A 10,893-nucleotide genomic window follows, 5' to 3' on the forward strand; every position below is an offset into this window, starting at 1 on the left:
GGTCCGGGCCGGACGGCCGGGCCACTAGGATTCCGGGGTATGGCGGCCTTGGAAGACCACACCAGCACCGACGCGTACTACGTCACCACCCCGATCTACTACGTGAACGACCGGCCCCACCTGGGCCACGCGTACACCACGGTCGCGGGTGACGTGCTGACCCGCTGGCACCGCCAGCGCGGCGAGGACGTCTGGTACCTCACCGGCACCGACGAGCACGGCCAGAAGATCCTGCGCACCGCCGAGGCCAACGGCGTCACCCCGCAGGAGTGGTGCGACCGGCTGGTCGAAGAGGCATGGAAGCCGCTCTGGGAACACCTGCGGATCGCCAACGACGACTTCATCCGCACCACCCAGGCCCGGCACACCGACCGCGTCCAGGAGTTCGTCCAGGACCTGTACGACAAGGGCGAGATCTACCAGGGCAGCTACACCGGCCCGTACTGCGTCGGCTGCGAGGAGTACAAGCTCCCCGGCGAACTGCTGCCCGGCGCCACCGACGAGGAGAAGCTCTGCCCCGTCCACAAGCGCCCGGTCGAGTGGCTGGAGGAGGAGAACTACTTCTTCCGGCTCTCCGCGTACGGCCCGAAGCTGCTGGAGTTCTACGCCGCCAACCCGGACTTCATCCAGCCCGCCTCCGCCCGCAACGAGGTGCTGCGCTTCGTCGAGCAGGACCTCAAGGACCTGTCGATCTCCCGGTCCACCTTCGACTGGGGCGTCCCGCTGCCCTGGGACGCCAAGCACGTCCTGTACGTGTGGGTCGACGCCCTGCAGAACTACATCACCGCGGCCGGCTACGGCACCGACCCCGAGCGCTTCGCCCGGCTGTGGCCCGCCTCCGTGCACCTGGTCGGCAAGGACATCCTGCGCTTCCACGCCGTCATCTGGCCCGCCATGCTGATGGCCGCCGGGCTGCCGCTGCCGCGCCGGGTGGTCGCCAACGGCTGGCTGATGGTCGGCGGCGAGAAGATGAGCAAGTCCAACCTGACCGGCATCGCGCCCACCGACCTGACCTCGCACTTCGGCGTCGACGCGTACCGCTACTACTTCCTGCGGGCCATCCCGTTCGGCACCGACGGGTCGTTCTCCTGGGAGGACTTCACCGCCCGCTACACCTCCGAACTCGCCAACGACTTCGGCAACCTGGCCTCCCGGGTCGCCGCGATGATCGGCAAGTACCACGGGGGCGCGCTCCCGGCCGCCACCGCGCACGGCCCCGCCGAGCAGGCCGTCGCCGACGCGCTGGTGAAGGCCGCCGCCGAGGCCGACCGGAAGATCGGCGAGGAACTCGACTTCGCGGGCGGCATCGCGGCGGTCTTCGAGTTCGTCAAGCTGGTCAACGGCTACCTCACCGAGCAGGAGCCCTGGAAGGTCGCCAAGTCCCCCGACGGACAGGACCGGCTGGACACCGTCCTGTACACCGCCGCCGAGGCGCTGCGGGCCACCGCCGTCCTGCTCAACCCGCTGATGCCGGACTCCGCCGCCAAGCTCTGGGCCTCCCTCGGCGCCGAGCCCGCCCTCGGCGCGCTGGCCGAGCAGCGGATCGCCACCGTCGCCGACTGGGGCCGGCTGCCCGCCGGGGTCACCGTCACCAAGGGCGGGATCCTCTTCCCCCGCCTCGAAGAGCTCGAAGAGAAGGCCGCCGTCTGATGGGTGGCAAGAAGGAGCAGGACCGCACCCCGCCGCCGCTGCCCGAACCGCTCGCCGTTCCGGTCGCCGACTCGCACACCCACCTCGACATGCAGTCCGGCACCCCCGCCGAGGGCCTGGCCCGGGCCGCCTCCGTCGGCGTCACCACCGTCGTCCAGGTCGGCTGCGACGTGCCCGGCTCGCGGTGGGCCGCCGACCTCGCCGAGCAGTTCGAGCAGGTGCACGCCGCCGTCGCGCTGCACCCCAACGAGGCGCCCCGGATCTTCCTCGGCGACCCCGACGGCTGGTCCGGGCAGCGGCGCGGGGCCGGCGGGCAGGAGGCGCTGGACGCCGCGCTCGCCGAGATCGACCGCCTCGCCGCCCTCCCGCACGTCCTGGCCGTCGGCGAGACCGGACTCGACTACTTCCGCACCGGCCCCGAGGGCGTCGACCTCCAGAAGGAGTCCTTCCGCCGGCACATCGAGATCGCCAAGCGCCACGGCAAGGCGCTCGTCATCCACGACCGCGACGCCCACGAGGACGTCATCGCCCTGCTGCTGGAGGAGGGCGCCCCCGAGCGCACCGTCTTCCACTGCTACTCCGGCGACGCCGCGATGGCCCGCACCTGCGCCGAACACGGCTGGTACCTCTCCTTCGCCGGCCCCGTCACCTACAAGGCCAACCACGCCCTGCGCGAGGCCCTCACCGCCACCCCCCTCGACCGCGTCCTGATCGAGACCGACGCCCCCTTCCTCACCCCGCACCCCTACCGCGGCCGCCCCAACGCCCCGTACCTCATCCCGGTCACGCTGCGCGCGATGGCGGCCCACCTGGCGCTGGGCGAGGACGAGTTGGCGACGGCGATCGCGGCGAACACGGCCCGGGCCTTCGGCTACTGACCGCGTTCCGGCGGCGGGCGCGCTCGTTGGCACGGAGCGGTCGTGGCCAAGGGACGGGCGCTGTGGTGGCCCGACCGGGTGCGGGACCGTCTGCTCGTGCGACTGCTCGCGGCGAGCGGTGAGCCCTACGGTGCGAACGTGGAGCGGGCCGTCCCGCTCGACGAGCACAACGCGGTCCTGCCCGACGTCACGGTGTTCGACGGGACGGGCCCGGAGGTCTCGGAGCCGGCGGGCACCCCGGTCGAGTCGGTGGTCCCGGCGGCCGAGGCGGTCTCTCCCGGTCGGAAGGTGGCCGACCGGTCCACCAAGCCCGGCCTCGACGCGGAGAAGGACGTCTACTTCCCCGTCGCCGCGCACGAGGGGCCGCTCCGCACCGGGCTGCCGTTCCCCGTCGAGATCGATCTCAAGCGGCTCGTCGAGCGCTGACCCTTATCCTTGGCGGGTGAGCACCACCGAACCCACCTCCGACGGCCACCTGCTGGGCGCCGCCGACATCCGCGCGCTGGCCGAGGCGTTCGGCGTGAAGCCGACCAAGCAGCGCGGGCAGAACTTCGTCATCGACGGGAACACCGTGCGGCGGATCGTCCGGGCGGCGGGGGTGACGGAGCAGGACGCGGTGGTCGAGGTCGGGCCGGGGCTCGGGTCGCTGACGCTGGCGCTGCTGGAGGTGGCGCGGCACGTCACGGCGGTGGAGATCGACCCGCTGCTGGCGCGGCACCTGCCGGACACCGTGCGGGGGCGGATGCCCGCGAAGGCGGGGAACTTCGACCTGGTGCTCAGCGACGCGATGGACGTCACCGAACTGCCCGGCCCCGCGCCGACCGCGCTGGTGGCCAACCTGCCGTACAACGTCGCCGTGCCGGTGCTGCTGCACATGCTGGAGACCTTCCCCAGCATCGAGCGCACGCTGGTGATGGTGCAGAGCGAGGTCGCCGACCGGCTCGCCGCCAAGCCCGGCAACAAGGTGTACGGCGTGCCCTCGGTGAAGGCCAACTGGTACGCGGACGTGAAGCGCGCCGGGGCGATCGGGCGGAGCGTGTTCTGGCCCGCGCCGAACGTCGACTCCGGCCTGGTCTCGCTGGTCCGCCGCGACCCGCCGTCCACCACCGCCACCCGCCGCGAGGTGTTCGCCGTCGTGGACGCCGCCTTCGCGCAGCGCCGCAAGACCCTGCGGGCCGCGCTGGCCGGCTGGGCCGGCTCGCCCGCCGCCGCCGAGGAGGCGCTGCGGGGCGCCGGGATCGACCACACGCTGCGCGGCGAGATGCTCACCGTCGAGCAGTTCGCCGTGATCGCCGAGCACAAGCCGAAGGCAGCGGAGGAACACTGAACATGGTCACGGTCCGGGTCCCCGCCAAGGTCAACGTCCAGCTCGGCGTCGGCGGGGTCCGCCCCGACGGCTACCACGACCTGGCGAACGTCTTCTTCGCCGTCGCGCTCGGCGACCAGGTCACCGCCGCCCCCGGCGAGGGCGTCACGCTCAGCTGCGACGGCCCCGACGCCGCCGCCGTCCCGCTCGACGACGGCAACCTGGCCGCCCGCGCCGCCCGGCTGCTCGCCGCCCACCACGGCCTGGCCGACCCCGGCGTCCACCTGCACATCGACAAGGCCATCCCGGTGGCCGGCGGCATGGCCGGCGGCAGCGCGGACGGCGCCGCCGCCCTGCTCGCCTGCGACGCCCTGTGGGGCCTGGACACCCCGCTGCCCGTCCTGCTGGAACTGGCCGCCGAGCTGGGCTCCGACGTCCCGTTCGCGCTGCTCGGCGGCGTCGCGCTGGGCCGCGGCCGGGGCGAACTGCTGGAGCCGCTGCCGGTCTCCGGGACGTTCCACTGGGTGTTCGCGGTCGCCGACGGCGGTTTGTCCACCCCCGCCGTCTTCCGCGAGTGCGACCGCCTGCGCGAGGAGTCCGGCCTCGGCTCCTCGCTCGCCGACGTCCCCACCCCCGACGCCGACCCCGCCCTGCTCGCCGCCCTCGCCGACGGCGACCCCGTCGCGCTGGCCGCCGCCCTCGCCAACGACCTCCAGGCCGCCGCCGTCTCGCTGCGCCCCGCCCTCGCCGACACCCTGCACGCGGGCACCGAGGCGGGCGCCCTGGCCGCCCTGGTCTCCGGCTCCGGCCCCACCTGCGCCTTCCTCGCCAAGGACGCCGAAGCCGCCGCCCACATCGCCGCCGCCCTCCGCGCCTCCGGCACCTGCCGCACCGCCCACGCGACCCACGGCCCGGTCCCCGGCGCCGAGGTGGTCCACACCTCTGCTTGACCTGGAGCGCGCTCCGGGTTCCAGACTCTCCATCGCGGCCCGCACCGGGCGGGCCGCGGAGACGAGGGGACACCCGGATGCGCAAGCGCACCATCGGAACCGATCCGCGCACCCGCCGCGAGGTCAGCGTGCTCAGCCTGGGGGCGATGCTGTTCGGCACGCTCACCGACGAGGCCACCTCCTTCGCCGTGCTGGACCGGTACGTCGAGGCGGGCGGCACGTTCATCGACACCTCCAACAACTACGCGTACTGGCAGGACGACAGCCAGGGCGGCGCCAGCGAGGAGGTGCTCGGCCGGTGGCGGGCCAGCCGCGGGATCACCGACGAGGTGGTGATCGCCACCAAGCTCGGCGCCCGTCCCAAGGCCCCCGGCACCGGGTTCATCGAGAACGGCGAGGGCCTGTCCGCCGAGGTGATCCGGGCCTCCTCGGAGGCCAGCCGCAAGCGCCTGGGCGTCGAGCGGCTCGACCTGCTGTACGCGCACGTCGAGGACACGAAGGTGTCGCCGGCCGAGACCGTGCACGCCTTCGGCGAGCTCGTCGACGAGGGGACGGTCGGGCTGCTCGGCGTCTCCAACCACTGGTCCTGGCGGGTCGAGCGGGCCCGGAACATCGCCGCGCAGGCCGGCCTGCCCGGCTACGAGGTGCTCCAGTACGGCCACACCTACCTGCGCCGCCGCGGCGACCTGCCCGGCCTGACCTGCGCGGACGGCGACCAGGCCGCCGTCCAGGGCGACCTGATCACGTACCTCAAGGAGAGCCCCGAGCTCACCCTGGTCGCCTACTCCCCGCTGCTCGGCGGCGGCTACGTCCGGGAGGACAAGCCGCTCGGCCCGTCCTTCGACCACGCCGGCACCCCCACCCGCCTCGCCGCGCTCGACGAGGTGGCGCGGCAGACCGGCGCCACCCGCAACCAGGTCGTGCTGGCCTGGCTGCTCGGCGGCGAACTGCCGGCGATCCCGCTGGTCGGCGCGTCCTCGGTGGCGCAGCTGGACGAGAGCCTGGCGGCGCTGGACCTGGAACTGACCGCCGAGCAGCGCGCGTTGCTGGACCAGGCCCGGTAGGACGAAACCGGGGGCGGTCGCGGCACTAGGCTGGAGGCTCGTTACAGCCCCTTCCTCAGGAGTGCAGCTTCGTGGCCGTCAACCTCGCCACCATCGAGTCCGTCACCAAGGTGTACGGCACCAGGGCCCTGCTGGACGGGGTGAGCCTCGGCGTCAGCGAGGGCGACCGGATCGGTGTGGTGGGCCGCAACGGCGACGGCAAGACGACGCTGATCCGGATGCTCGCCAAGCTGGAGGAGCCGGACACCGGGCGGATCACCCACTCCGGCGGGCTGCAGCTGGCCGTGCTGACCCAGCACGACTCGCTCGACCCGGAGGCCACCATCCGGCACGAGGTGATCGCCGGCCGGGCCGACCACGAGTGGCTCGGCGACGCCCGGATCCGCGACATCGTCCAGGGCCTGTTCGGCGGCCTCGACCTGCCCGGCTTCGCGGACGGCCTGGACACCGTGATCGGCCCGCTCTCCGGCGGCGAGCGCCGCCGCATCGCCCTCGCCAAGCTGCTGCTCGGCGAGTGGGACCTGGTCGTGCTGGACGAGCCCACCAACCACCTCGACGTGGAGGGCATCGCCTGGCTCGCCAAGCACCTGCAGAACCGCCGCTCGGCGCTGGTCTGCGTCACCCACGACCGGTGGTTCCTGGACCAGGTCTGCACCCGGATGTGGGACGTCCAGCGCGGCGAGGTCCGCGAGTACGAGGGCGGCTACTCGGACTACGTGTTCGCCCGCGCCGAGCGCTCCCGGATCGAGGCCACCGAGGAGCAGAAGCGGCAGAACCTGGCCCGCAAGGAGCTGGCCTGGCTGCGCCGCGGCGCCCCCGCCCGCACCTCGAAGCCGCGCTACCGGATCGAGGCCGCCAACGCCCTGATCGCGGACGTGCCGGAGCCGCGCGACAAGTCCGAGCTGATGAAGTTCGCCAACGCCCGGCTGGGCCGCACCGTCTTCGACCTGGAGGACGTGACCGTCAAGGCCGGTGACAAGCTGCTGCTGGAGCACCTGACCTGGCAGCTCGGCCCGGGCGACCGGGTCGGCCTGCTGGGCGTCAACGGCGCGGGCAAGACCTCGCTGCTGCGGGCGATGCAGGCCGCGCACGCCACCGAGGGCGACGTGCAGCCGGCCGGCGGCGTGATCAAGGTCGGCAAGACCGTCCGGCTGGCGTACCTCTCGCAGGAGATCGCCGAGCTCGACCCGACCACCCGCGTCCTGCAGGCCGTCGAGCAGGTGCGCGGCCGGGTCGACCTGGGCAAGGGCCGGGAGATGAGCGCCGGGCAGCTGTGCGAGCAGTTCGGCTTCGGCAAGGACAAGCAGTGGACGCCGGTCGGCGACCTGTCCGGCGGCGAGCGGCGCCGGCTGCAGCTGCTGCGGCTGCTGATGGACGAGCCGAACGTGCTCTTCCTCGACGAGCCCACCAACGACCTCGACATCGAGACGCTCAACCAGCTGGAGGACCTGCTCGACGGCTGGCCCGGCTCGATGGTCGTGATCAGCCACGACCGGTTCTTCATCGAGCGCACCACCGACACCGCGTACGCGCTGCTCGGCGACCGCCGGATGCGGATGCTGCCGGGCGGCGTCGACGAGTACCTGGAGCGCCGCACCGCGATGGCGGAGGCCGCGGCCGCCACCGCCGCCGCCCGGGTCCCGGCCGCCGCCGAGTCCTCCGGGCTGTCCGGGGGCGACCTGCGGGCGGCGAAGAAGGAGCTGCAGAAGCTGGAGCGGCAGATCGCCAAGCTGGACGACCAGGAGTCCAAGCTGCACGCCCAACTGGCCGAGAACGCGGCCGACTTCTCCAAGGTCGCCGAGCTGGACGCGAAGCTGCGCAAGGTCCGCGAGGAGAAGGAGGAGCTGGAGCTGGCCTGGCTGGAGCTGGCCGAGCAGGTCTGAGCCCGCCCGGCGGCCCGGGCCGGTCAGCCGTCCAGCAGCCGGTCGAGCTCGTCGGCGGCCCGGGCCAGCGCGCTGCGGTCCGGGTCGTGCGGCCCGGTCGGCCGGGCGATCCGGCCGGTCGGCGGGCGGTAGTCGCGGGCGGCGGCGGTGATCCGGTCCAGCGAGCCCAGCACCCGTTCGATCACCTCCGGCTCGGGCTCCCGCCCGCCGTACCGCAGCTGGGCGGCGTACGCGGCGACCGCGCCGGACAGCCGCTCCAGCGCGGCCGTGGTGGGCATCCAGCGCTCGGCGAGCCGCCCGGCCGGCGGGGGCTCGGCCAGGCCCAGGTCCACCTGCCGGCGGGCGTCGGCCAGCGCCCGGTACGCGGTGCGGCGCAGCCACACCTCGGCGACCGGCGCGGAGCGCCCGGCCACCACCGAGGCCAGGTAGCGGCGCAGGGTGGCGGCGGCGGTGACGATGCCCGGCTCGATCCGGTGCGGGGGCCGCTCCGGCCACAGCAGGTAGCCGAAGACCAGCACGATGCCGCTGGCCAGCGCGGTGTCCAGCACCCGGGGCCAGAACTCGGCCGCCCCGCTCTCCCCGCCGAGCTGCACCAGCAGCAGCGCCACCGGGGTCATCACGATGGTGTTCAGCCCGTAGTGCGCGGCCGTCGAGTACGGCAGCAGTGCCACGCACAGCGAGATGGCCAGGCTCAGTGCCCACGGCTCGGTGGTCAGCGCCAGCAGCACCGCGGCGACCGCGATGCCCAGCACGGTGCCCAGCGCCCGGCTGACCGCCCGCTGGAACACCGAGCCCAAGTCCGGCTTGAGGACGAACGCCACCGTCATCGGCACCCAGTAACTGCGCTCCAGCGGAAGCAGGTTGACCGCCGCCTCGGCGACCGCCACGCACAGCGCCACCCGCAGCCCGTAGCGCACCGAGCCGCGCGACAGCAGCCGCGCCCGCAGCCGCCACGGGTCGGGCGGGGGCGGGGCGGCGGTGTCCAGCGGGGCCCAGCGGCCCGCGACGGTGTCGGCGGCGGCCCGCAGCGCGGCGTCGAACGCCGTCCGGGACGGGGTGTCGGGCCGCCAGTCGGGGTACTCGGGCTCGGGGCCGCCGGTGATCTGCTCGGCCAGCCGGGCCGGGAACGCCGCCAGCTCCGGCGGCACCGGGCGCCACGCCCACAGCAGCCCGGCCGCCGCCTCGGTGGCGCCCAGCGCGGCCTCGTACGAGCGGCGCAGCCGGTGCAGCCGCTCGGGTTCGCGGCGGCCGGGGCGCGGCGGCGGCAGCAGGTCCTGCATCTGGTTGAGCCGGGCGGTGAGCAGCCGGCGGGCGGCCGCGCCGTCCGGGGTGCCGAGCGCGGCGAGCAGGCCGCCGAGCGCCAGGTAGACGTCGGCCAGCGCCAGGGTGCGCGGATCGGTGCGGACGTCGGTGCGGTAACGCAACCCCATCAGCAGCACCAGCGCCGCCCCGCACGGCATCATCGCGGGCGCCGCCCACCACGGGTGCGGCAGCGCCATCCCGCCGCCCAGCGAGGCCGACACCAGCAGCAGCATCCCGGCCGCCGAGCCGCGCGGCCCGGTCGCCGACAGCGCCCCGCCGGCGAAGCCCACCAGGGTCAGCGCCATCCCGATCTCCAGGCCGCCCGCGCCCCGGTACTGCAGCTCCGCCCCGATCAGCATCCCGGCCGTCGAGGCGGCCAGCGCCAGCGCGATCCGCGGCGCCCGCAGCCGCAGCGGCTCCACCCGGTCGTTCATCGTCGCGTGCATCGCCCCCAGCGCGGCGAACACCCCCAGCGCCAGCCGCCCGGACAGCAGCCCCGCCCCGAGCGGCACCGCCATCCCCAGCGCCGCCCGCACCACCAGCACCCGCGGCACCACCGGCCTGGCCGGCCGCAGGGCCAGCGCCCACCAGGCGGCGGGATCACCGGGAGCACGATCGCGGCCGGGGGCTGACACAGGATCACGCGCCTTCGCTGCAATGGAGTTCGCGGCTGCTGGGCGACATTGCACGGCAGAACGGGTCTTCTCGGGCAGTTTAGCCCTCCGACCTGGAGGAAGCGGATTTCCCAAGCGGTCGGCCGAGCATGTAAAGTCTTCCTCGTCGCAAGGGGAACCGAGAGGTGACCTGAGCAACAAGCCCCTATAGCTCAGTCGGTAGAGCGTCTCCATGGTAAGGAGAAGGTCTGCGGTTCGATTCCGCATGGGGGCTCAGATCGGGAAGGCCCCGCCGTGAGGCGGGGCCTTCCGCGTTTTCCGCGCCCTCGCTCCCCGGGGCCCCGGGGTTCCGCTTCCGGAGGTGCTCTGGCGGGCCGGGCGATTGTGCGCTCTGATGGTGCGTCTGTCTGGCCGGGCGGGAAGGGGGCGGGATGAGCGCACGGCTCGTGGTGGTGGACGACCACCGGCTGATGGCCGAGGCGCTGGGGGCCGCCCTGCAGCAGCGCGGGCACCGGGTGCTGGGGATCGGCTCGCCGTGCGGGGCCGTCTCGGAGCTGGTGGCGGGACGGCGGCCGGAGGTGTGCCTGCTTGGGACGGGGAGCGGGGCGGAGGACCCGTTCGAGCCGCTGCGGCGGCTGCGGCGGGAGCGGCCGGAGGTCGCGGTGGTGGTGCTGGGGCCGCTGGGCGCGCCGGGCCGGGTGGCGGCGGCGTTCGCGGCGGGGGCGGCCGGGTACGTGCGCAGCGACGAGCGGATCGAGGTGGTGGACCGGGCGATCGCGCGGGTCCGGGCGGGCGAGGTGGCGGTCGCGGTGGACGTGCTGCGGGCCGCGTTCGAGCACCTGCTGTGGCCGGTGGCGGAGCCGGACGACGAGGCGCTGCGGCTGCTGCGCCTGCTCACCAGGCGGGAGATCCAGGTGCTGGCCCGGATCGCGGACGGCGAGGACACCGCGGCGATCGCCGCCGCCATGCGGATCGCCCCGTCCACGGCCCGCACGCACGTCCAGCGGGTGCTGACCAAGCTGGGTGCCCGCTCCCGGTTGGAGGCCGCCGCGCTGGCCGCCAGGACCGGGCTGCTGGACCAACTCGCCTGAGCGGGGGCGTTCAGCCGGGTGCCATATGCTCCGGAGGACGAACACCCGAAAGTCGCGGAGGTCGAAGGGCATGGGCAAGTACCTGGTCACGGGCGGTGCCGGTTACGTCGGGAGCGTGGTGGCGGCGCACCTGTTGGAGGCGGGTCACCGGGTGA

Annotated in this window: 10 protein-coding genes and 1 tRNA gene; 10 read left to right on the forward strand and 1 reads right to left on the reverse strand. The window is 74.1% G+C overall.

The window, feature by feature from the left end:
• Positions 1 to 39: 39 nt before the first annotated feature.
• From metG to OO48_RS22485, 7 genes are all read left to right on the forward strand, one after another.
• Positions 40 to 1,650 (forward strand): methionine--tRNA ligase, encoded by a 1,611-nt coding sequence (gene metG, locus OO48_RS22455; protein ID WP_033219089.1) that lies wholly within the window; start codon positions 40 to 42, stop codon positions 1,648 to 1,650.
• Positions 1,650 to 2,528 carry a TatD family hydrolase gene (locus tag OO48_RS22460; RefSeq protein WP_033219091.1) on the forward strand — a complete coding sequence of 293 codons (879 nt, stop codon included), beginning with the start codon at positions 1,650 to 1,652 and terminating at the stop codon, positions 2,526 to 2,528. Before metG ends, OO48_RS22460 begins: the two co-directional genes overlap by 1 nt.
• A 42-nt stretch (positions 2,529 to 2,570) precedes the next feature.
• Positions 2,571 to 2,954 carry a hypothetical protein gene (locus OO48_RS22465; protein ID WP_051732500.1) on the forward strand — a complete coding sequence of 128 codons (384 nt, stop codon included), beginning with the start codon at positions 2,571 to 2,573 and terminating at the stop codon, positions 2,952 to 2,954.
• 16 nt (positions 2,955 to 2,970) lie between these two features.
• Positions 2,971 to 3,855 carry a 16S rRNA (adenine(1518)-N(6)/adenine(1519)-N(6))-dimethyltransferase RsmA gene (gene rsmA, locus OO48_RS22470; protein WP_033219092.1) on the forward strand — a complete coding sequence of 295 codons (885 nt, stop codon included), beginning with the start codon at positions 2,971 to 2,973 and terminating at the stop codon, positions 3,853 to 3,855.
• A gap of 2 nt (positions 3,856 to 3,857) precedes the next feature.
• The gene (locus tag OO48_RS22475; protein WP_033219093.1) at positions 3,858 to 4,784 is read left to right on the forward strand and encodes a 4-(cytidine 5'-diphospho)-2-C-methyl-D-erythritol kinase; all 927 of its coding nucleotides are present in this window, start codon (positions 3,858 to 3,860) and stop codon (positions 4,782 to 4,784) included.
• 77 nt (positions 4,785 to 4,861) lie between these two features.
• A complete protein-coding gene (locus tag OO48_RS22480; protein WP_033219094.1) occupies positions 4,862 to 5,848 on the forward strand; it encodes an aldo/keto reductase in 987 nt (328 codons plus the stop codon).
• A 71-nt stretch (positions 5,849 to 5,919) separates the two neighbouring features.
• On the forward strand, positions 5,920 to 7,731 hold the full coding sequence (locus OO48_RS22485; protein WP_033219095.1) for an ABC-F family ATP-binding cassette domain-containing protein: 1,812 nt from the start codon (positions 5,920 to 5,922) through the stop codon (positions 7,729 to 7,731).
• A 23-nt stretch (positions 7,732 to 7,754) separates the two neighbouring features.
• Here OO48_RS22485 and OO48_RS39310 read toward each other — a convergent pair whose 3' ends face one another.
• Positions 7,755 to 9,668, reverse strand: coding sequence for an FUSC family protein (locus tag OO48_RS39310; protein WP_157845511.1), 1,914 nt, complete (start codon positions 9,666 to 9,668; stop codon positions 7,755 to 7,757).
• 180 nt (positions 9,669 to 9,848) lie between these two features.
• Here OO48_RS39310 and OO48_RS22495 point away from each other — a divergent pair.
• From OO48_RS22495 to OO48_RS38480, 3 genes are all read left to right on the forward strand, one after another.
• Positions 9,849 to 9,921 (forward strand) — tRNA-Thr (locus tag OO48_RS22495).
• A 157-nt stretch (positions 9,922 to 10,078) separates the two neighbouring features.
• Positions 10,079 to 10,738: a LuxR C-terminal-related transcriptional regulator gene (locus tag OO48_RS22500; RefSeq protein WP_033219096.1), complete on the forward strand. Its 660-nt coding sequence runs from the start codon at positions 10,079 to 10,081 to the stop codon at positions 10,736 to 10,738.
• 70 nt (positions 10,739 to 10,808) lie between these two features.
• A partial coding sequence (locus tag OO48_RS38480; RefSeq protein WP_157845513.1) for an NAD-dependent epimerase/dehydratase family protein occupies positions 10,809 to 10,893 on the forward strand: 85 nt, incomplete at its 3' end.

Source organism: Kitasatospora phosalacinea (assembly GCF_000716545.1).
In the GTDB taxonomy this organism is placed as follows: domain Bacteria; phylum Actinomycetota; class Actinomycetes; order Streptomycetales; family Streptomycetaceae; genus Kitasatospora; species Kitasatospora phosalacinea.